At 40.8% G+C, this 21,635-nt stretch carries 17 protein-coding genes; 8 read left to right on the top strand and 9 right to left on the bottom strand.

Translation table 11 applies throughout. From position 1 onward, the window contains the following. Window positions 1-102: 102 nt before the first annotated feature. Entirely contained in the window at window positions 103-3,585 is a 3,483-nt protein-coding gene (locus JGE69_RS03390; RefSeq protein WP_199112297.1) for an indolepyruvate ferredoxin oxidoreductase family protein, read from the top strand. Window positions 3,586-3,658: 73 nt separating this feature from the next. On the opposite strand, the gene JGE69_RS03385 is transcribed toward JGE69_RS03390, so the two are convergent. Beyond that, window positions 3,659-4,462 (bottom strand): thioesterase family protein, encoded by an 804-nt coding sequence (locus tag JGE69_RS03385; protein WP_199112295.1) that lies wholly within the window; start codon window positions 4,460-4,462, stop codon window positions 3,659-3,661. A gap of 196 nt (window positions 4,463-4,658) precedes the next feature. Further along, window positions 4,659-6,461 (bottom strand): acyl-CoA dehydrogenase C-terminal domain-containing protein, encoded by a 1,803-nt coding sequence (locus JGE69_RS03380; RefSeq protein WP_199112293.1) that lies wholly within the window; start codon window positions 6,459-6,461, stop codon window positions 4,659-4,661. 305 nt (window positions 6,462-6,766) lie between these two features. Here JGE69_RS03380 and JGE69_RS03375 point away from each other — a divergent pair, with 305 nt between their 5' ends. Continuing rightward, window positions 6,767-7,216 carry a PaaI family thioesterase gene (locus tag JGE69_RS03375; RefSeq protein WP_001984007.1) on the top strand — a complete coding sequence of 150 codons (450 nt, stop codon included), beginning with the start codon at window positions 6,767-6,769 and terminating at the stop codon, window positions 7,214-7,216. A gap of 20 nt (window positions 7,217-7,236) precedes the next feature. On the opposite strand, the gene JGE69_RS03370 is transcribed toward JGE69_RS03375, so the two are convergent. The 6 genes from JGE69_RS03370 to JGE69_RS03345 are packed head-to-tail and all read right to left on the bottom strand — an operon-like array spanning window position 7,237 to window position 13,692. Next, window positions 7,237-8,454, bottom strand: a complete 1,218-nt coding sequence (locus JGE69_RS03370) for an MFS transporter (RefSeq protein ID WP_199112291.1) — start codon at window positions 8,452-8,454, stop codon at window positions 7,237-7,239. 18 nt (window positions 8,455-8,472) lie between these two features. Next, window positions 8,473-9,789, bottom strand: a complete 1,317-nt coding sequence (gene dcaP, locus JGE69_RS03365) for an outer membrane trimeric porin-like protein DcaP (RefSeq protein WP_199112289.1) — start codon at window positions 9,787-9,789, stop codon at window positions 8,473-8,475. Between the two features lie 38 nt (window positions 9,790-9,827). Continuing rightward, window positions 9,828-10,481, bottom strand: coding sequence for a 3-oxoacid CoA-transferase subunit B (locus JGE69_RS03360; protein WP_044101929.1), 654 nt, complete (start codon window positions 10,479-10,481; stop codon window positions 9,828-9,830). Then, window positions 10,481-11,149 carry a 3-oxoacid CoA-transferase subunit A gene (locus tag JGE69_RS03355; RefSeq protein ID WP_000608704.1) on the bottom strand — a complete coding sequence of 223 codons (669 nt, stop codon included), beginning with the start codon at window positions 11,147-11,149 and terminating at the stop codon, window positions 10,481-10,483. Before JGE69_RS03355 ends, JGE69_RS03360 begins: the two co-directional genes overlap by 1 nt. 46 nt (window positions 11,150-11,195) lie before the next feature. Further along, a complete protein-coding gene (locus tag JGE69_RS03350; RefSeq protein WP_197970761.1) occupies window positions 11,196-12,479 on the bottom strand; it encodes an MFS transporter in 1,284 nt (427 codons plus the stop codon). 58 nt (window positions 12,480-12,537) lie between these two features. After that, window positions 12,538-13,692, bottom strand: coding sequence for an acyl-CoA dehydrogenase family protein (locus tag JGE69_RS03345; protein ID WP_000617391.1), 1,155 nt, complete (start codon window positions 13,690-13,692; stop codon window positions 12,538-12,540). A gap of 311 nt (window positions 13,693-14,003) precedes the next feature. Between JGE69_RS03345 and JGE69_RS03340 the strand changes: the two genes are divergently transcribed. The 6 genes from JGE69_RS03340 (at window position 14,004) to JGE69_RS03315 (ending at window position 20,575) form a co-directional block, all read left to right on the top strand. Continuing rightward, the gene (locus JGE69_RS03340; RefSeq protein WP_199112287.1) at window positions 14,004-14,792 is read left to right on the top strand and encodes an enoyl-CoA hydratase; all 789 of its coding nucleotides are present in this window, start codon (window positions 14,004-14,006) and stop codon (window positions 14,790-14,792) included. A gap of 29 nt (window positions 14,793-14,821) precedes the next feature. After that, entirely contained in the window at window positions 14,822-15,583 is a 762-nt protein-coding gene (locus tag JGE69_RS03335; RefSeq protein ID WP_199112285.1) for an SDR family oxidoreductase, read from the top strand. Window positions 15,584-15,644: 61 nt separating this feature from the next. Then, window positions 15,645-17,168 carry a 3-hydroxyacyl-CoA dehydrogenase gene (locus JGE69_RS03330; RefSeq protein WP_199112283.1) on the top strand — a complete coding sequence of 508 codons (1,524 nt, stop codon included), beginning with the start codon at window positions 15,645-15,647 and terminating at the stop codon, window positions 17,166-17,168. Window positions 17,169-17,182: 14 nt separating this feature from the next. Next, window positions 17,183-18,388 carry a 3-oxoadipyl-CoA thiolase gene (locus tag JGE69_RS03325; protein ID WP_032062719.1) on the top strand — a complete coding sequence of 402 codons (1,206 nt, stop codon included), beginning with the start codon at window positions 17,183-17,185 and terminating at the stop codon, window positions 18,386-18,388. 108 nt (window positions 18,389-18,496) lie between these two features. Beyond that, window positions 18,497-19,339: an IclR family transcriptional regulator gene (locus JGE69_RS03320; protein ID WP_000081480.1), complete on the top strand. Its 843-nt coding sequence runs from the start codon at window positions 18,497-18,499 to the stop codon at window positions 19,337-19,339. A 63-nt stretch (window positions 19,340-19,402) separates the two neighbouring features. After that, complete coding sequence (locus JGE69_RS03315; RefSeq protein ID WP_199112281.1) at window positions 19,403-20,575, top strand: MFS transporter; 1,173 nt, start codon at window positions 19,403-19,405, stop codon at window positions 20,573-20,575. A 35-nt stretch (window positions 20,576-20,610) separates the two neighbouring features. Here JGE69_RS03315 and JGE69_RS03310 read toward each other — a convergent pair whose 3' ends face one another. After that, complete coding sequence (locus JGE69_RS03310; RefSeq protein ID WP_159141899.1) at window positions 20,611-21,582, bottom strand: NAD(P)H-dependent flavin oxidoreductase; 972 nt, start codon at window positions 21,580-21,582, stop codon at window positions 20,611-20,613. Window positions 21,583-21,635: the final 53 nt, after the last annotated feature.

Here is a 21,635-nt window from a genome sequence, read left to right as displayed (position 1 = left end):
AACCGATCTTTTTTTATTTCGTATGTCACTTGCTCCAAATATTCAACTGGATGTTGAAAAAAGAAAGTAGTCCGAGCTACTAAAAATTCTAAGGAGATATAAATGAATATAGCTACAAAAGTCACTCCAAATATTATTGCAACAAAGGATGTGTCACTTGAAGATAAATATGTAAGTGATAACGGTACAGCATATATGACCGGCATTCAGGCGCTTGTTCGTTTGCCTCTTGCCCAAACTCGCCGTGACGCGATGAATGGTTATCATACTGCTGGTTTTATTTCTGGTTATCGCGGTTCTCCTGTTGGTAACTATGATAGTTTCCTTTGGCAAGTTCAAGGATTACTTAAATCCCATAATGTTGTATTTCAACCTGGTGTAAATGAAGACTTGGCTGCTACCGCAATTTGGGGTACCCAACAAGTTAACCTTTCAGGCCAAGGCAAATATGATGGAGTGTCTTCATGGTGGTATGGTAAAGGCCCGGGTGTTGACCGTTCAGGCGATGTACTCCGCCATGCTAACTTAGCTGGTACCTCTGAACGTGGTGGTGTCGTTGCTTTATTTGGTGATGACCACTCATGTAAATCTTCTACAATCCCTCACCAGTCCGAACATGTCATGATTGGTTGTGGTATTCCAATTTTCTACCCAACATCCGTTCAACAAATTTTAGACTTTGGTGTTCACGCCATTGCTGTTTCACGTTTTTCTGGCCTTTGGTCTTCAATGAAGCTAGTCAGTGAAATCGTAGAGACTTCTGCTTCTGTTCATGTCGACCTAGACCGTGTTACTCCGGTTATACCAGAAGATGTTAATTTACCAGAGGGCGGCGTCAATATTCGCTGGCCAGATCATGGCATTCAGCAAGAAGAACGTCTTTATAAATATCGCTTACCTGCTGTTTTGGCCTATGCCCGCGCGAATAAAATCAACACCGTTACATGGCCTTGTGAAAATGCCCGTATTGGTATTGCCGCAAGTGGTAAAGGTTATTTAGATACCATTGAAGCTTTACGCATTTTAGGTATTGAAGATGAAAAAGCCCAACAGCTTGGTCTACGTGTTTATCAGGTTGGGCTGATTTGGCCTTTAGAACCTCAAGGCGTTCGTGAGTTTGCTGAGGGTTTACAAGAACTGATCGTTATTGAAGAAAAACGTCCAATTATCGAAACACAAATTAAAGATGAGCTGTACTCACTGCCTGATGGCAAACGTCCACATGTGATTGGTAAAGCAACTGATGGTAAAGGTGAATGGAGTACCTCTATTGAAGAAGCACCACTCATTGGTCACTATGAGTATCAGCCTGAACCAATTGCAAAAATGCTGGCTGCTCGCTTCTTAAAACTCGATATTCCAGAAAGCTTAAAAGTACAAATCCAAAGCAGAATCGACTTACTGCTAAAAGCAGAGCAAGAATCAAAACGTGTTATTGATCTTGCTGAACGTAAACCGTATTTCTGTAGTGGTTGCCCACATAACTCTTCAACAGTCGTTCCTGAAGGTAGCCGAGCACTTGGTGGTATTGGTTGTCACTATATTGCAGTTTCACTTGACCGCGGTACCGAAACGTTCTCTCAAATGGGCGGTGAAGGTGTAAGTTGGGTGGGTGCATCACCATTTACCAATGAAAAACACATTTTTGCTAATCTTGGAGATGGAACCTATTTCCACTCTGGTTACTTAGCAATTCGTCAGTCTATCGCTGCAAAAACGAATATTACCTACAAAATCCTCTACAACGATGCAGTCGCTATGACAGGTGGTCAGCATGTAGATGGTCATTTGAGCGTTGCGCAGTTAACTCGTCAGCTTGCTGCCGAAGGTATTAAAAAACAAGTTATTGTCACTGATGAAGTTAAACTATTAAACGAAGAAGACGGCATTGCACCGGGTGTAGAAATTCGCCACCGTAATGAACTCGATGCAGTTCAACGTGAGCTTCGTGAAATTACAGGTGTCACCGCTTTAATCTATGTACAAACCTGTGCCAGCGAAAAACGCCGTCGGCGTAAACGTGATGCGTACCCTGATCCAGCAGAGCGTTTATACATTAATAGTGATATTTGTGAAGGCTGTGGCGACTGTTCGAAAAAATCAAACTGCTTATCTATTGAGCCAGTAGAGACTACTTTAGGCACTAAACGTCAAATTAACCAAAGTAGCTGTAATAAAGACTTCACTTGTGCTGAAGGATTCTGCCCAAGCTTTGTGACTGTTCATACACGTGATATGAAACGTCCGGCTAAATTTGAAGGTATTGGTGCAGGCTGGCCAACATCACCAGTTATTCCTCAGTTATATGACGTTCCAAGTCGTATTATGGTTGGCGGTATCGGTGGTACAGGTGTTGTGACTATTGGCGCACTTCTTGGTATGGCAGCTCACCTAGAAGGTAAAGCAACCCGTGTTATGGACATGGCTGGACTTGCCCAAAAAGGTGGTACGGTTTATTCATATGTACAACTTGCAGCAAGTGATGAGCAAATTTCTTCTACGAAAATTCCAGCGGGCCAATGTGAATTATTGATTGGTGCAGATGCGGTAGTCGCTGGTGGTAGTGCTGCTCTATCTCGCTTAAAAGATGATGCTTTGGTTATTGTGAATGAAGACAGCACCCCTACGTCTGAATTTATCAAATCTCGTGACTGGTATGCACCTATTACTGATTTAATTGATCGTCTTCGTGGTCGTGTTCGTCAAGGTCAACTGGTTTCTTTACCAGCAGCTCGCATTGCAACACTACTCTTAGGTGATTCGATCTATACTAACCAGTTATTACTTGGTATGGCTTGGCAATCTGGTCGCATTCCGCTATTACGTGAAAGCATTGAAAAAGCAATTCGCCTAAATGGCACGGCTGTTGAAAAGAATATCGAAGCTTTCCGCGTGGGTTGTCATCTTGCAAGTGACCCAACTTTAGCTGCTCGTTTACTTGCGGCAATGCCAAAAACCAAAACTCCGCAAACTTTAGCTGAACTTGTTGAAGACCGTTCTGCTCGTCTTACAGACTACTGGAATGAAGCTTATGCAGCTAAATACCGTACACTTGTAGAGCTAGCAGCTAAAAAATTACCAGAAGAGTTAACAGGTACAATTGCAACTCAGCTTTATAGAGTCATGGCGTATAAAGATGAATATGAAGTTGCACGTCTATTAACAGGTAAAAGCTTCAAAGAATCGATTGAAACCCAGTTCGGTAAAGGCTTACGTTTAACGTATCATCTTGCTCCACCAGCGTTACTCGGTGGTCTGAAAAATGTTCGTAAACGTGCGTTTGGTTACTGGATGCGCTTCCCAATGATGATGCTTGCTCGCTTACAATGGCTTCGTGAAACTTTCCTTGATCCATTTGCACGTCAAGAAGAACGTCAACACGAACAAGCATGGCGTGATCGTTACATCGCATTTGTTGAAGCACTTGTTGAAGCACCAGACAATCATAACTTGGCAGTTGCTGAGCAAATTGCAAAATTACCAGCAGAAGTCCGCGGTTATGGTCATATCAAAATGAAAGCAATGGACGCTGCAAAACAACGTTGGGATGAACTTACTCCAACACTCATTAAAGTACGTAGCTAAGAAACTGCTTAAAATTTAAATCTGAAAATAAAAAAGTCATCCTTAGGGATGACTTTTTTATTGGCTCAAAAATTTATTTAGCCATTTTACGTAAAGTCAAAATCTGCTCGCTTCGTCCAAATGGACCATACACATCATGTAAAACTGCACTGGTTAAACCAATACCATCCGAACCATATTGCTGAACGGTTTCCAAACCTAGCCATTTCCCTTGCGGATAACGGTGCATGTGGATTTGCAAATCAAGATTTGGAAAGCCCCAAGTAAATTCGCCTTCTTGTCTTGGGACAATGCCGTTTGCCGCATCTACCATGCCAATTAAATGCGCAAAATCTGTGGTCGGCTGCCCTTCCACGATTTCTTTATCATTATTCAGCCAAACAATCCCTTTGCCTGCGCGATGCTGATCATCAGTTTTAGTGACTAGCGTTTGAATAAAACCACCCGGCCATCTTTTCATACCTGTCCATTCTGTAAAGGTATCTGGATGATGAACTGGCTGATCTTCAAGCCCAGCAATATCGGAACTGTCTTGAGTACACATGCGCCATGCTCTAGCCACAATACAGGTTTTACCTTGTGCTTGCATTTCGGCTTCAATCAATTCAATGGTTTTACCGGCACGAATCACATGTGTCTTAATCGTAAACTCACCAAATGCAATCAATCCAAAAATATCAAAACTAATTCGGCCAATTCGCATATCTTGTCGTGGTGAAAATTGCTCTAACTCTGCTGCGATGACACCACTTGCAGGTGCCATGTGCTGTTCATGAGGGTTCCAAGCCCCTTGTGCATGGACAGTTGAGCAATAATGAGCAATAACTTCACCTTGAGGACCAATTGTTCTATTCAGTAATTGATAATAAGCATTCATGATTTTCTTTCCGTAGTCCTTATGCAACATCTATATTTGATGAAAATTCACGTTTTAATGCTTATGTTAACTCTCTATTTCTTTGGCTCAACTGGTTTTTCCTACCAAAAACTGATGAGTCTAAAATTAAAAATTTAATCACTAGGTAAAATTCCGCACATAAATTTCACCTAGTGATTCTAAAAATGACTATTCACTAAAATGCAAAAGCATCTTGATCGAGCTCCATCACAGATTCAGCTCCTGACTCAATAGAAGCGGCATGGCTCTGTGTACGATGCAAAAGCTTTTGATAGAAAAACTTAGCTGTCGTTAATTTTGCTTTATAAAAATCTTCCTCTTGTGTACCCGATTCTAATTTTTCATGGGCAACTTGTGCCATTCGTGCCCATAAATACGCGAACACAACGTAACTGGAAAAATAAAGATAATCTACTGAAGCGGCTCCTATTTCTTCAGGGTTGTGCTTGGCTTTCTCTGCAATCGATTTGGTCAGTGACAGCCATTGCTGCTTAAGCTCAGCTAATTTTTCTAGATAAGGTTTCAGGGTTTCACTAGATTGCTGTTGACCAATAAATTGATCCATTAGATCGGTCATATTTTTTAGAAGTTTACCTTCTGACTTGAGGACTTTACGTGCCAGCAGATCTAGAGACTGAATCTCTGTTGTTCCTTCATACAAGGTTGAGATACGTGCATCACGTACAATTTGCTCCATACCATGCTCAACAATAAAGCCGTGGCCGCCAAATACTTGAACGCCATGCTTTGCAGACTCATTACCCGACTCTGTTAAAAAGGCCTTAGCAATTGGCGTTAAAAAAGCCAGTAATTCATCGGAGTGTTTTTGCTGTTCCTGATCGTTTGAGCTTTCGACAATATCGACATGCTGGGCTAAAAAGTAAGCCAGTGCACGACCACCTTCAGAAAATGCTTTTTGGGTCATTAACATCGAACGTACAGCGGGATGCACAATAATTGGATCGGCATTTTTGTCAGGATATTTAGGACCGGATAACGAACGCATAGCGAGGCGCTCTTTGGCATAACTTAATGCGCCTTGAAATGAAATTTCAGAAGCAGCAAGCCCTTGTACAGCTGTTCCAATACGTGCGGTATTCATAAAGGTAAACATACAATTAAGCCCGCGATTTTCCGGACCAATCAAATAACCTTTGGCGCCATCAAAATTAAGTACACAGGTGGCATTGCCATGAATCCCCATTTTATGTTCAATCGCGCTACAGACGACTTTATTACGGTCCAGCACCTGACCGTCGTCACTCACATTAAATTTAGGCACAATAAATAAAGAAATGCCTTTAGTCCCTGTAGGTGCCTGAGGCAAACGGGCTAAAACAATATGAATAATATTTTCAGAAAGATCATGCTCACCCGCCGAGATAAAAATCTTTTCACCTGTAATGGAGTAGCTACCGTCCGGATTTGGTTCTGCTTTCGTTCTAATTAACCCAAGGTCCGAACCCGCATGGGATTCGGTTAAACACATGGTTCCGGTCCAAGCCCCACTAATGAGTTTAGTCAAAAACTTTTGTTTTTGTTGCTCGGTCCCATGATGCTCAATCGTTCTCATTGCGCCATGTGACAATCCCGGATACATTGCCCAAGCCCAATTAGAACCACATAACATTTCAGAAATCGCAATCCGCAGCAATGTCGGCAAGCCCTGCCCACCATATTCCGGATCGGCGGTTAATGAAGTAAACCCAAGCTCGGCATATTTTTGGTAGGCTTCTTTAAAACCTTTCGGCGTTATGACTACGCCTTGATTTAAATGACAGCCTTCCTGATCGCCATTTTGATTTATGGGCGCCAATTCATTTTCACAAAAATCTGCTGCTGCCTCTAAGTATTGATCAATTAATTCTCGATTTACGCTTTCCTGATATTTGCTTAAACCTTGATAGTTTTGTTCTGTTTGAAGCATTTCATGCAGTACAAATTGCATATCACGTAATGGAGCTTTGTATAAAGGCATAGTTTTTTCCTTTCACTTCACTGCCTGTGTCATGGGCAGATATCGTTTTTCCTTAAAATAGACTTTTTATTGTTTCAATCTCACCAAAATATCAAAAAATTTCTTATAGCAAAATATATTTTCACTAATTTAACAAAATTATCCTAACTTAGCCATAGAAATAGAATATAAGCATATGTTTTTAAATATAAATATAATATAAAAATTAATTAGTCTTGTTTAACTAGAATAAATTTATATTTTGTATTGCAAAATTTTATTCCGTAAAAAATCAATTTATAGTATGGTGATTAGACTGCTTAATCATGCAAGGACGATTTATGGAAAGCCCGAAATACACAGGTCTTGAGTTTTTAACCGCTTTAAAAAATGGTGAAGTTTCTCCATCACCTATGGCTCACACTATACCAATGGAACTCGTTGAAGTTTCCGAAGGTAAAGCAACTTATAAAGTTACTCCTCGCAAAGAACATAGAAATATTCAAGGCGGTGTACACGGCGGCTTTTGTGCCACAGCTTTAGATACGGCGACAGGCAGTGCGGCCCATACCCTACTTGAACATGGTGTTGGCTATGGAACCATTGATTTAAATGTAAAAATGATCCGCCCCATGCAGGTTGATACGTCTTACTATGCGACGGCCGAATTAATTAACGCGGGCCGCAATATTATTAGTACCCAAGGTAAAATCGTAGATGAGAACGGCAAAGTGTATGCTTTTGCTTCGGCAACCTTAATGATTATTCGCAAATAATAAAATATTGAAGCTCCTATTTATGGAGCTTTTTCTTGCTTTGCTAACTTGTTCATTTCATAAAAATCTAAGCGATCAATCACGAAACTTAACATTGCCATCGCTAAGCCTAAAGCAGCACATGCTTCCCATCCCCAGTGTTTCCAAGCATACACCGCAATAAAAGAACCTAAGGCGGCTCCACCAAAATATAAAGTCATATAAATTGAATTAATACGGGAACGCGCCTCAGCCGAAATTCGATAGATCAAATTTTGGTTGAGTACATGAAATGCCGACAAACCAAAGTACGCCATGATCACACCAACAGCATAGGCCACCAAAGACTGCTGCGCAAAAAATAGTGGTATCCATGCACTTATTAATAGGCCCATGCAAATTACTGCAATTTTATTCTCAAGCCCTGCCGCAATTTTCTTACCTGCCCAAGGAGTCGCAAATACCCCTGCCAATCCAACAATCCCAAATAAACCAATCTGGAAATCGTTAAAGTGATAAGGCTCATTCGCCAAAATAAAAGTCATAGTGGTAAAAATCAGAGCCAAAATTCCAAAGCCAATTCCACCAGCAAAACCACGGCGTAATAAATGCGGCTGGTGAACAGCTAATGAAAATAGTGAACCATAAATCTGTAGAATATTGAGTTGGTGAGACTTACGTGCAACTGGCAACTTCACCCACATCACCCAAGCAAACACCAAAATGACGATTCCGCTAATTAAATAAACCGCATGCCAAGACCAAACTGTAGAAAGTAAGCCTGCAATGGAACGCGCTAATAATATTCCTAAGAACAAACCACTCATGAGAGTGCCTACAACTTGAGGGCTTTTTTTCGGGCTGGCTAAACCTGCGGCGAAAGGAACCAAAACTTGAGTCGCAATCGAAAAGAATGTGGCTAAAAAGGTAAAGCCATATAAAGCTGGCAAGGTTTGACTTAAAGATAACCCTACTTGTGCAAGCCCCGTACAACACATGAGCAAGCAAATATAACTGCGCTTTTCAAAAAAGTCGCCTAAGGGAACCAATATAAAAAGGCCAACTGCATAGGACAGTTGGCTAATCACAATAGTTAAGGCGACTTGATCGGCATTGACTTTTAATGCTTCTGCAATGGAATAGATTAAGGGCTGGTTATAATAGTTTGAACCCGCACAAATGCCACATGTCATTGCCATGATAAAAATAAAGCTTTTTGACAGTATATTTTCTGCATTGGGCTCAACTATTTTTTCCATTTTTAACTACGTCCCATTTTAGAATTTATACATCGATACAAAGTTTAAGCGTGACACATCAGCGGTTCTGCCATCAAATACTTCTCGTTTGCCTTGATGATATTCCATACCAATATCCATTTGCTCAATTGGTGAATAGAAAACGTTAGCTGCATAGTCAGTTAGGCGTTTGTTGGCATCTGGATTAAGTTTGGCATAAGCCGTGTCATCATCATAATCAAACATTGAAGCCGATAAGTTTGCACGCCATTGCTCATTAAATTTATATGAATAACCAATATTGATGCTATTCAACTTATTCATAACCAAATCTGTTTTGTCTTCGTTTAAAGAAAAATCACCCGCGGCATTTAAACTTGCTGAATTTGCCAATCCACTTTGGGTGGTGTACGGCATAAATTTTTGATCACCGACAATATATTGATAATTTGCTTGTACCGATTGTTGTGGCGTGAGTTGATATTTTAAGCCGCCTCCTGCCCCCCAGCTTACTTTCTTCACCGTGGCAGTTGCCACATCTGTAGACTTTTCATTAATAAAGCCTTGAGCAAGTGCCGTTAAAGGACCTTGTTTAAAAGTATAGCGCCCCGTTAAAGTCGGAAATGCCGAGACTCTCGAACCTGTATATTCCAAGGCTACTTTTAAATCATTATTGGCATCGATTTTCCAGTCATAGCGAATTTGAGGAGTACGCGTATAGGAAGTTCCTACAAATTGGGTGTAATCAACAGCTTCTGTACGAGTTTCCATATTAGACATGAGTGACCATGTTTGACCAAAAGTCCAATCCTTATAAGTGAAAAATGCATGACGAATACGGAATTTACCATCTCCTGTGCCCATGTTAGAGCTATCAAAGAAATCGGCTTCAATATTTCCCGTCACAGCTTTATTTGGGCTATTAAAATAAACACCTAATCGGCTTGCATTAATCATGGCATCGGAACGTGCATGGTTTGAACGTTTTTCACTTTCAAAAGGTGTTCGGTACAGACTACTGGTCGTTCTACCGCCCGAGTCTGGTGATGATTTAAAATCAACCGCTGCATCAATACGAGCGATACCGTAAACCTTAACATTATCCGTCCAAGTGACCCACGAAGGAGCAACAGGCTTTTCTGTTACCGTTGCTTTAGTTTTTTCGATGTTCTCTTCAATCTTTACCTGTTTGACCTGTAAATTATTTTGAGTTTGTTTCTGAGCAGCAAGTTCTGCTTTTAATTTTTGCAGCTCGGTTTCTAGCAAATTAATTCTTTGTTCTGTGGTATCTGAAGAATTTGCAAAAATAGTCCCTGAGGCCGCAGCGCAAGCTGCAGCTAAAATTAATTTTTTCATCTTTTAATCCTTAAAGAAGCATTTTTTCCGTGTGTAATTTAGGCTACACGTGCATCTATCAATTCACAGTCTGTGACAGCTTGTAATTCATTAAAAGTTAAGCCTTCGACTATTTCCGTGACATAAGCTTTTTGGTCTTTGAGTTCAATAATGCATAAATCGGTATAAATACGATCTACACACTGCTCACCCGTCATTGGATATGTAATTTCCTTTACAATTTTGGGCTCACCTTTTTTAGTGACATGCTCCATATAGACATAAATCGTTTTTGCGCCGACTGCCAAATCCATAGCACCGCCAACTGCGGGTACATCATCTGCTTTACCGGTATGCCAGTTTGCCAAGTCTCCATTTACCGCAACTTGGAATGCCCCAATTACGCAAATGTCCAGATGGCCGCCACGCATTATGTCAAACGAGTCACCATGATGCATAAAACATCCACCATCTAATAAAGTGACAAGTTCTTTTCCGGCATTTACTAAGTCTTCATCTTCCTCACCCGGTTGTGGTGGTGGCCCAAAAGCCAAAACCCCATTTTCCGAATGTAAAAAGATTTCTTTGTCTTTTGGCAAAAATTTAGCAACGTTGGTCGGTAAGCCAATTCCTAAATTGACATAAGAACCTTCCGGAATGTCATTGGCAATGAGCTTGGCAATATCTTCACGAGAACGCTTTTGAACTGACATTAGATATCTCCTACTTTTACAACGTGCTGAACAAAAATTCCCGGTGTAATAATGCACTCTGGGTCAAGCGTTCCTAGCTCTACGGTGTCATTCACTTGAACAATCGTGGTCTTGGCGGCTTTTGCCATGATCGGCCCAAAATTGCGGGCTGCTTTACGGTAAGTTAAATTGCCCCAGCGGTCGGCTTTATCGGCATAAATCAGTGCAAAATCAGCTTCAAGTGGATATTCAAGCACATAATTTTTACCGTTAATGGTTCGGGTCTCTTTACCCTCGGCAACTTTGGTGCCATAACCAGTCGGCGTAAAAATAGCCCCTAAACCAGCCCCTGCGGCCTGAATCCGACAAGCCAAATTACCTTGTGGAACTAGTTCTAACTCAATTTTTCCCGCTCTATATAAGTCTTGAAAAACGGTTGATCCAGCAGATTTCGGAAATGAACAAATCATTTTCTTTACACAGCCAGCAATAATGAGCTTGGTTAGGCCACGATCACCAGAAGCCGCATTGTTATTTACAACGGTGAGTTCTTTTTTTCCTAAATCGATTAAGGCTTCAATTAATTCAGCAGGTTGCCCAGTCACACCAAACCCGCCTGTCATGATGGTTGCCCCATCTGGAATAGCTTTTAAAATTGGTTCAATGTCACTGGTGATTTTATTTATCATCTCACTTGTCCCTTTCATCCTTAATTTAAGGTGACAGATTGATCTGTCACTCTGCCTTTTGCGGGTTAAATAGTCGGTCTTTAATAAATAACAATGGAATTACCCCGCAGATAAAATAAGCTGCAGCCATCACCAAAAGCCCTAAGCCAATAGAACCATTTTGCGATAGATAACCAATTGTTAATGGAGAGAAAATAGAAAGTACTTTGCCAATGTTATAAGCACCACCTACTGCCGAGCCTCGAATAGAAGTCGGGAAGCTTTCTGTCATATATGTGGCATTAATGGCGTACGGAATACCGTAAAGGAAACCGAAGAACAGCATCATCCATAAAATATTGGTTGGTGTATTTAAATAGACAATCACTGGAATAAATAAAGCTGTACCAATAGTTCCGAAAGCAAACACAGCGCGTCGTCCTAATTTATCGGCAACGATTCCTGCGATCACTTTAGCAAACATCATAATCAGGAAAGTACCGACCATATACATGGCCATTTCTTTAAACTTGATGCCAAGATCAGACTCTAAATAAGCCGGTAACCAGTTACTCACGCCGTAATAGCCAAACTGCAATGCACCCGTACTAATAATCCAGAGAACAAACATGGTGCCATGTTTTTTATCTCTTAAAATCTCAAAATATGGATTTTGACGTTTTTTAGGTTGGTTACTTTGAGCGACTTCTAACGCTTTTAATTGACGCGCTTTTTTCCAAGACTCAGGTTCAGGTACACAAAAGTGCATTAAAACTGACAACACCACAGGCGCAATTGCAATCCAGTAAAGGAAACGCCAGCCATGTTCAGGAATAATATGTCCAGCTAATAAGGTCGCGAGTAAAGAACCCAGTGTATAACCAGTCATGAGAGTAGCCAAAACGGTCGAGCGATGTTTGGTTGGCACCATTTCAGACATTAAAATATTACAGGCAATATAAAGTGCGCCTAAGCCCATCGCTCCAAATGTTCTTAAAACTGCAAATTGCATATAAGAATCAGTAAAACCCAGCGCACTGGTTAAAACTGAAGAATAAGCAATAAAGAATACAATAATGCGAACTCGCCCAAAACGGTCACACGCCCAGCCGCCAATCAGACCACCTACAGCGGAACCGAAAAGCGTTAAGCTGCCTAGTGTTCCAGCTTGTACACCCGTCAAATGAAATTCTGTTTTAAGACTGGTCAGGCTCAATGCCAAAAAACCTAAGTCTGCTCCATCACACAACAATGTTAAAAAAGCGAATATAAATGCGGTAATCCAAATCTTTTTTGGTGTTTGGATAGCTTCACTGCTAGCCGTATTTTGGGTAACTGTTTCTGTTGTCATGTCCATATCCTCAGAAGGAACATGAGGCATCCAATGCCTCATGGCATTTGATTTTTTATTAGGCTGTAGCTTCCCTAATCATGTTTTTAGCAATAATAATTTGTTGAACTTGTGTGGTTCCTTCATAGAGACGGAACAAACGAACATCGCGATAAAAACGCTCAATGGCATATTCACTGATATAGCCTGCACCACCGTGAATCTGTACACAGCGGTCAGCAACGCGTCCGCACATTTCAGTTGCAAACATTTTCGCGCAAGATGCTTCTGTACTAATATTTTCGCCATTGTCACGGCGGCGAGCTGCATCTAAAACCATACATTTAGCTGCATAAATCTCGGCTTTTGAGTCGGCAAGCATGGCTTGAATCAACTGGAAGTTTGCAATAGGTTGACCAAACTGTTTACGCTCAATCGCATAGTGCAATGCGTCGTTTAACATGCGTTCGGCAACACCCACGCTATAGGCACCAATGTGCAAACGACCTTTATCAAGTACTTTCATGGCCGTTTTAAAACCAACACCTTCTACGCCACCAATCAATGCAGAAGCAGGCACACGGCAATTTTCAAAAATCACATCACAGGTGTGCGAACCCTTTTGCCCCATTTTTTGGTCAATTTTGCCTAAAGTAATACCTGGTGTATTGGCCTCAACTAAAAAAGCTGAAATGCCACCTGACCCTTTAATTTCAGGATTGGTTCGAGCCATTACGGTAAAAGTTGCAGCATGGGGTGCATTGGTAATAAAACGTTTGGTGCCGTTTAACACATAAAAATCACCGTCTTTAACTGCGCTGGTTTTTAAAGAGGCAGCGTCAGAGCCAGATTCAGGCTCGGTTAAACAAAATGAACCAATAATTTCGCCACTTGCGTAACGAGGTAAATATTTTTGCTTTTGCTCTTCTGTGCCATCAATCAAAATTGCACTTGAACCAATACCGTTATTAGTACCAATTAAAGAACGAAAAGCTGGTGAAGTTTGCCCAAGTTCAAATGCAACTCTGACTTCTTCTTCCATAGTGATGCCTAGACCACCATATTCTTCGGGAATTGTAAGACCGAACAAACCAAGCTCACGCATTTGCTGCACAATGTCATCTGGAATTTTATCTTTCTCTACCACTTCGTTTTCACGAGGGATCAATTCATTTTTTACAAAATCTCGAATTGTTGAAAGTAACTGCTCCAACATCCCTTCATCACGGATCATCTGTGATCTCCCTTTTTATGTATTTCCATCGTACCCATCAGCCATCTCCAGCTTGTCTGGATACCATGTTTTAAATCTTGTTTACTGCGGATGTGTTTCATAGTACGAGAACGAAAATACAAATTTCAAGCTTTTTTGAAAATTAATTTCGTTTAACGAAATTTAAAAAATCACCATTACTAAATATCAATAACTTAGCTTATTTAATAAATCATAATTGCTCTAATGGACTAAATAAGACTTGAAATAAATTCCAAAATAAGCATCATAAAAGGAATATAGTTTTGATGTGCGAAACAAGGAATTCAAAAATGAGTGTATCAACAGGGAATAATTTCGTAGAAGTCGACTTTTCTATTCAAAAAATAGCGATTGTAAAAATAAACCGACTTGAAGCAAAAAATGCACTGAATACAGAGGTTCGCAAACAACTAGCACAAGCTTTTACCGAATTAAGTTTTAATGATGAGATCAATGCGGTTGTGCTCACAGGTGGTGAAGAAGTCTTTGCCGCAGGTGCAGATTTAAAAGAAATGGCAACCGCGACTTCAACAGAAATGTTATTGCGCCATACCGAACGTTATTGGAATGCGATTGCTCAGTGTCCTAAACCAGTCATTGCTGCTGTAAATGGTTATGCATTAGGGGGTGGCTGTGAACTTGCAATGCATGCTGACATTATTATTGCAGGTAAAGGCGCAACCTTTGGCCAGCCGGAAATTAAAGTTGGTTTAATGCCGGGTGCTGGTGGTACACAACGTTTATTCCGTGCTGTGGGTAAATTCCATGCCATGCGCATGATTATGACGGGTGCCATGGTAAAAGCCGAAGAAGCTTATACCATCGGTCTTGTTTCACAAGTCACAGAAGATGACCAAACCATTCCAACTGCGATTCAAATGGCACAAAGCCTCGCAAAAATGCCTCCTATTGCCCTGCAACAAATTAAAGAAGTTGCACTAATGAGCGAAGACGTTCCATTAAATGCAGGCTTAACGCTAGAACGAAAAGCATTCCAGTTACTGTTTTCGACCGAAGATAAAAATGAAGGTGTTCAAGCTTTTATCGAAAAGCGTAAGCCGTCGTATCAAGGTAAATAATTTAAAACCATAATAACAAAGGAATTAAAATGGCCAGAAAAGTATTGATTAGTGCAGGTGGTTCAGGGATTGGACGATGCATTGCCGAGGCATTTTTAAACAATCAGGATGAAGTTTTTGTTTGCGATATTAATGCTAAAAGCCTAGAACAATTTCAAAAAGATTATCCAAAGCTGCACATATATACCTGTGATTTAGCTAATCATGAGCAAATTAAACTCATGTTTAGTCATGCAGTTCAGAAACTTGGCGGTATTGATATTTTAGTCAATAACACAGGCATTTCAGGTCCGACCGTTGCAGCAGATGAGTTAAGTTTTGAAGATTGGAATACGGTCATTAATTTAAACCTGAATAGCACTTTTTTAATTACCCAGTTAGCCATTCCCTATTTAAAGAAAGCACAAGCAGGCGTGATTATTAATATGTCATCTATTGCCGGCCGCTTAGGCTATCCATATCGATTGGCCTATTCCACTTCAAAATGGGGGCTGATCGGTTTTACCAAAACGCTCTCTATGGAACTCGGTGCAGACAATATTCGAGTTAACGCTATTCTTCCGGGTGCAGTCGATGGTGATCGGGTTCAACGCGTATTACAGGCCCGCGCCGATGTAGCAAATACCTCACTTGAAGAAGTGACTCAAAATGCACTAAAAAATCAGTCACTCAAATATTTTGTCAATCCAAAGCATATTGCAGATTTATGCCTATTTTTAGCTTCAGATAGTGGCCGCTCAATTTCAGGGCAAATTCTACCAATTGATGGTGATAAACAATGTTTAAGCTAAATCACCCAACCCTATTTTTCCGTTTAATTTCAAATATAGATTAATCATCAGGATGATCGACATGACTTATGATATTAAAAGCATGGCTGTGATTGGTGTCGGTATTATGGGCAGTGGTATTGCTCAAATTGCTGCACAGTCAGGTCATACCACTTATTTATATGATGCCAAAGCAGGGGCAGCAGAACAGGCTAAAGAAAAACTGGCTGCTACATTTCAAAAGTTAGTCGACAAAAATAAAATTACATCTGAGCAAGCAGCAGCAGCAAATAACCATTTAATTGTCGCTCATCAAATTGAAGATTTAAAAAATTGCGACCTCATTGTAGAAGCAATTGTTGAACGTCTTGATATCAAACAAAGCTTGATGCAGCAGCTTGAAGACATTGTTTCGGATAATACTATTTTAGCCTCAAACACCTCTTCGCTTTCTATTACAGCCATTGCGGCAAATTGCAAGAAGCCTGAGCGTGTTGTGGGTTATCATTTTTTTAACCCAGTTCCACTCATGAAAGTGGTCGAAGTCATTCGTGGTTTAAAAACAGACCCACTTATTATTGATGCTTTAAACGATTTATCTCGTGCATTTGGTCACCGCCCTGTCGTAGCGAAGGACACCCCTGGATTTATTATTAATCATGCAGGTCGAGCTTATGGCACCGAAGCACTCAAAATTTTAAATGAAAATGTCTGTGATATTAGTGAAATTGACCGAATTTTACGTGACGGCGTTGGTTTTAGAATGGGTCCTTTTGAATTACTCGATTTAACTGGCCTTGATGTCTCGCATCCTGTGATGGAGTCGATTTATCACCAATACTATGAAGAAGCCCGCTACAAACCAAACCCGCTCACCAAACAAATGCTTGATGCCAAGCAACTTGGACGTAAGGTTAATCAAGGTTTTTATAACTATGAAACTGGTTCAAAAACAGGTGAACAACCTGCCAAATTTGTAGAGCGTTTAGCGCAATATCCAAAAGTTTGGATTGCGGCCGATTTCTTAGATGATAAAAAACAGCTCGAAGATTATTTAACTCAGCAAAATATTGCCTTAGACACTCAGCCGGAACCACAAACAGATAGCTTATGTTTACTCGCTTGTTACGGTGAAGATACAACTCAAGCGGCTACTCGCCTTGGGGTTAATCCAGAACAAGCTGTTGCTATAGACATGCTTTATGGCATTGCAAAGCATCGAACCTTAATGCCTTCACTTATTACCAAACCTGAATACCGACAAGCCGCTCACTCTATTTTCAATCTAGATGGAAACCTGGTGAGTATGATTGCTGAAAGTATTGGCTTTGTTGCACAGCGCGTTTTAGCCATGGTCATTAATTTAGGCTGTGATATTGCCCAGCAAAATGTTGCCACTGTAGATGACATTAATGCCGCGGTACGTCTTGGCTTAGGCTATCCATTTGGCCCAATCGAATGGGGCGATCAAGTCGGTAGCGAAAAAATCTTACTCATTCTAAACCGTATAACCGCACTTACACATGATCCGCGTTACCGCCCTAGCCCGTGGTTACAGCGTCGTGTCGCACTTCGTTTACCTCTTACTTTTACTCACGAGTCTTGAAAAGGAATTTCTCAATGTTAAATGCATATATCTATGATGGTTTACGTAGTCCATTTGGCCGTCATGCAGGTGAACTTGCCTCAATTCGCCCTGATGATTTAGCCGCAACTGTCATTCAAAAACTACTAGAAAAAACTGGTGTTCCGGGTGCTGATATTGAAGATGTGATTTTAGGCGACACCAACCAAGCGGGTGAAGATAGCCGTAATGTGGCACGAAATGCGCTATTACTTGCAGGTTTACCTGTTACTGTACCGGGCCAGACGGTAAACCGCCTATGTGCTAGTGGTTTAGGTGCTGTGATTGACTCAGCACGTGCCATTACTTGTGGTGAAGGCGAACTCTATATCGCAGGTGGTGTAGAAAGTATGTCTCGCGCACCTTTTGTGATGGGTAAAGCCGAAAGTGCTTATAGCCGTGATGCAAAAATTTATGACACCACCATTGGATCTCGTTTTCCAAATAAAAAAATTATTGCTCAGTACGGCGGTCATTCAATGCCTGAAACGGGTGATAACGTTGCAGCCGACTTTGGTATTAGCCGCGAACAAGCTGATTTTTTTGCAGCTCAATCACAAGCCAAATATCAAAAAGCCAAAGAAGAAGGTTTCTTTACCGATGAAATTACGCCAATTGAGGTTTTCCAAGGCAAAAAATTACCGCCTAAACTCGTTTCAGAAGATGAACACCCTCGCCCAAGCTCAACTGTTGAAGCACTCACAAAGTTAAAACCTCTATTTGAAGGTGGCGTGGTTACAGCTGGTAATGCCTCAGGGATTAACGACGGTGCAGCAGCACTTTTGATTGGTTCAGAAGCTGCCGGTCAAAAATATGGCCTAAAACCAATGGCAAAAATCTTATCAGCCGCGGCTGCGGGTATTGAACCACGCATTATGGGTGCAGGTCCGATCGAAGCCATTAAAAAAGCTGTTGCGCGTGCTGGTCTTACTTTAGATGACATGGATATTATTGAAATTAATGAAGCCTTTGCCTCACAGGTTTTATCTTGTTTAAAAGGTTTGAATGTTGATTTTAATGACCCACGTGTGAACCCGAACGGTGGTGCGATTGCAGTTGGTCATCCACTTGGTGCATCTGGCGCTCGTCTTAGCTTAACAGTAGCTCGTGAGTTAATTCGCCGTAAAAAGAAATATGCCGTGGTGAGCCTATGTATTGGTGTAGGCCAAGGTCTTGCGATGGTGATTGAAAACGTTTCATAACTATGAACCAGATATCCATTCATCACAACAGCGCAGTGATGAATGGATTTATTTTGCAGAGCGAAATATAATGGCAAAACTATTGCTTTAATTATATTTGAGGATCGAATGTCTCAAAACACGGAAACTGAAAAACCAATAAATTTTGATGAGATACGTTTAGATCCTATTTCGCATATACATCGGGAAAACAACCCGCAATTTATTGCTTCTTTAGCACGCGGTTTAGAACTTTTAAGATGCTTTTCTGCAAATAATCAGGTGCTTGGCAACCAAGAATTAGCAAAAATGACAGGTTTACCTAAACCGACCATTGCACGTATTACCAATACTCTTGTGTCATTAGGTTATTTAAAACAATTGCCTAACTCGACCAAATACACACTAGATATTGGTGTCTTATCTTTAGGATATGCAGCATTATCTAACATCTCGATTCGTAATATTGCTCATCAATATATGGAAGAGATGAGTCAGTATGTTCAAGCGCCTGTGGCGATGGCAACACGTGACCGCTTAAATATGGTGTATATCGATGTTGTGCAAATCGAAACTGCTTTGAATATGCGCCGTCCAATTGGTTCTACTTTGCCAATTCATAGTAGTTCTATGGGCCGAGCATGCTTGGCTGCGACCCCTGAACGTGAGCGCAATTTTCTACTTGATGCGTTGAAACAAAAAAATCCCGAAAACTGGCCAGCCATAAAACGCTCATTAGAACGAGCTTTCCGTGATTACCAAGATTATGGATATTGTTTGTCTTTAGGTGAGTGGCATAAAGAAGTGAACTCAGTGGCTGTACCTTTGGTCAGCTCGAAACACGGTCTTTATGTTTTTAACTGTGGTGCGCCAAGTTTTCATTTAAATCCGGAAAAACTTGAAGGTGAAATTGGACCACGTTTAATCCACATGGTGCACAATATTCAAGATGCTTTGAATGAAACGCACTAACAGTCGTGCTTAAAACAGTCATGGTTGTGTTGATTAAAGTTCCACTTTCATTATGACTAAGGCATGATGAAAAACGCACTCTATACCCCAACCATTATTTTAATGGCAATTGCCGCAGGCATTTGTACAGGTGGAAATTATTTTAGTCAGCCACTTATTCATTCAATTAGTGTAAGCCTAGATTTAACTGAAACAACTACAGCGTGGGTGCCAACTCTAGCCCAAATCACCTACGCATGTGGCTTACTCTTTTTAATGCCGTTGGGTGACATATTAGAAAAGCGCAAGCTGCTATTTGTCTTTATGTTATTGGCTTCAAGCGGATTAATTATTAGCGGGTTTTCGCACAATATTTATCTTTTACTGCTTGGTACTGTCATTACTGGCCTATTTTCTAGTGCAGCCCAACTGTTGTTACCGCTTGCTGCAAGTCTGGTTCCAATTCAACAAAGCGGCCGTGTCGTTGGCTTTCTACTGAGTGGACTGATGATGGGGGTTTTACTCGCTCGATCCCTTTCAGGGCTGATGTCTACACTTTTTGCATGGAATATTATTTATCTGGTCAGTGGTTTTCTGTTACTCATCATTGCCATTATTTTGCATCGTAATATTGGGTTATTTCCACCGACTAAATCTGAAAACTATGTAAAAACTATTCGCTCTCTTCCACAGATTTTTATTCAAAATCGACGGTTAAGAACCAGAACTTATATTGGTGGTTTTACATTTGCTTGTGTAAGTTTAACCTTTACCACCATGTCTTTGCTTCTGGCTCCAGCGCCCTATTTTTTTAGCGACTTTACCATTGGCCTTTTCGGTTTTGTTGGCGTGTTAGGAACTTTCGTTGCCAATTTCTCAGGCAAATTTATTGACCAAGGCTATATTCATAAAATTTCAATTTATTGCGGCGTTGGCCTTATTTTAAGTTGGATTCTTTTTTCACTTTTAACCTACCATTTTGCTTTTTATATTATTGCCTTACTTATTCTCTACGCTTCTCTTTCTGCTGTACATGTCACCAACCAAAGTATTGTATTTAAACTTAATCAAGAATTACGTTCACGGTTTAATGCCATTTATATGACAGGTTACTTTGCTGGCGGCGCTTTAGGCACAACAGCGGGAAGTTATGCTTGGAAACACTTTGGATGGACAGGTGTATGTATTTTAGGCTTAATTTTTGCCGTTTTATGTCTTTATTATTGTGTGCGTGATGCAAAAAATCAGCACAATTAAAACTTGTGCTGATCTCAAAATAGGCTAATAGTTCGTTATAAAAGCCCTGATAAACGTCCGCGAATAATATCTTCTGCCTCTTTGACAATTCGGTTAACCAGTTCATCGCATGTCGGAATATCATGGATTAAGCTTGCCACTAACCCACATGACCATGCACCTGCATTTACATCGCCATCAATCATGACTTTTGGATAAACACCTGCAACTTCTTCCATAATATCTTCAAACTTAATGTTATCGCCGAGTGCTTTTTCTTTTGCCACGATTTTTTCTACAGCAGCATTATTCATGACACGTTCTGTATTTCGCAAAGCACGCATAATTAAACGCGTATCTCGTTCGGTTGCATTCAGAATCGCCTGTTTCACATTTGCATGTACGGGAGCTTCCTGAGTCGCAATAAAGCGCGTTCCCATATTAATTCCATCGGCTCCCATCGCTAAAGCAGCCGCGAGTGAGCGCCCATCTGCCATACCACCCGAGGCAACAAACGGAATCTCTAATGCATCGGCTGCTAAAGGTAATAAAATCATATTGGGCACGTCATCCTCACCAGGATGCCCACCACACTCAAAACCATCTACAGAAACTGCATCGCACCCAATTTGCTGAGCTTTTAAGCTATGTCGAACCGAAGTACATTTGTGAATTACTTTAATACCAGCAGCCTTTAAATATGGCATCACCTGTTCAGGATTACGCCCTGCTGTTTCTACAATCTTTACGCCACCTTTAATAATTGCCTCTACAAAACCCGGATAATCAGGAGTATTTACGGTAGGCAAAAAGGTTAAATTTACCCCAAAAGGCTTATCGGTCATTTCTCGGCAACGTGCAATTTCTTTTGCCAAATTTTCAGGTGTACGCTGAGTCAGGCCAGTGATAATACCTAACCCGCCCGCGTTCGAAACCGCAGCAGCAAGCTCTGCAAAACCAACATAATGCATACCGCCTTGAATAATTGGATGCTCAATTTCAAATAATTCTGTAATTTTGGTCTTCATATTCTTTCCACTCACTGTTCTATAGCTAGCTTCTCATTTCCTTAGCAGGGCTA

The sequence above is a fragment of the Acinetobacter sp. C13 genome, assembly GCF_016809775.1.
GTDB classification, from domain to species: domain Bacteria; phylum Pseudomonadota; class Gammaproteobacteria; order Pseudomonadales; family Moraxellaceae; genus Acinetobacter; species Acinetobacter pittii.
This window is presented reverse-complemented; position numbering and strand designations above follow the sequence as displayed.

Bases quoted from the DNA above. Each gene is read 5' to 3' on its own strand.
- JGE69_RS03355 (WP_000608704.1), bottom strand. From the start codon at position 11,149: ATGATAAATAAAATCACCAGTGACATTGAACCAATTTTAAAAGCTATT.
- JGE69_RS03330 (WP_199112283.1), top strand. From the start codon at position 15,645: ATGACTTATGATATTAAAAGCATGGCTGTGATTGGTGTCGGTATTATG.
- JGE69_RS03375 (WP_001984007.1), top strand. From the start codon at position 6,767: ATGCAAGGACGATTTATGGAAAGCCCGAAATACACAGGTCTTGAGTTT.
- JGE69_RS03335 (WP_199112285.1), top strand. From the start codon at position 14,822: ATGGCCAGAAAAGTATTGATTAGTGCAGGTGGTTCAGGGATTGGACGA.
- JGE69_RS03390 (WP_199112297.1), top strand. From the start codon at position 103: ATGAATATAGCTACAAAAGTCACTCCAAATATTATTGCAACAAAGGAT.
- JGE69_RS03385 (WP_199112295.1), bottom strand. From the start codon at position 4,462: ATGAATGCTTATTATCAATTACTGAATAGAACAATTGGTCCTCAAGGT.
- JGE69_RS03350 (WP_197970761.1), bottom strand. From the start codon at position 12,479: ATGACAACAGAAACAGTTACCCAAAATACGGCTAGCAGTGAAGCTATC.
- dcaP (WP_199112289.1), bottom strand. From the start codon at position 9,789: ATGAAAAAATTAATTTTAGCTGCAGCTTGCGCTGCGGCCTCAGGGACT.
- JGE69_RS03345 (WP_000617391.1), bottom strand. From the start codon at position 13,692: ATGATCCGTGATGAAGGGATGTTGGAGCAGTTACTTTCAACAATTCGA.
- JGE69_RS03360 (WP_044101929.1), bottom strand. From the start codon at position 10,481: ATGTCAGTTCAAAAGCGTTCTCGTGAAGATATTGCCAAGCTCATTGCC.
- JGE69_RS03310 (WP_159141899.1), bottom strand. From the start codon at position 21,582: ATGAAGACCAAAATTACAGAATTATTTGAAATTGAGCATCCAATTATT.
- JGE69_RS03325 (WP_032062719.1), top strand. From the start codon at position 17,183: ATGTTAAATGCATATATCTATGATGGTTTACGTAGTCCATTTGGCCGT.
- JGE69_RS03320 (WP_000081480.1), top strand. From the start codon at position 18,497: ATGTCTCAAAACACGGAAACTGAAAAACCAATAAATTTTGATGAGATA.
- JGE69_RS03315 (WP_199112281.1), top strand. From the start codon at position 19,403: ATGATGAAAAACGCACTCTATACCCCAACCATTATTTTAATGGCAATT.
- JGE69_RS03340 (WP_199112287.1), top strand. From the start codon at position 14,004: ATGAGTGTATCAACAGGGAATAATTTCGTAGAAGTCGACTTTTCTATT.
- JGE69_RS03370 (WP_199112291.1), bottom strand. From the start codon at position 8,454: ATGGAAAAAATAGTTGAGCCCAATGCAGAAAATATACTGTCAAAAAGC.
- JGE69_RS03380 (WP_199112293.1), bottom strand. From the start codon at position 6,461: ATGCCTTTATACAAAGCTCCATTACGTGATATGCAATTTGTACTGCAT.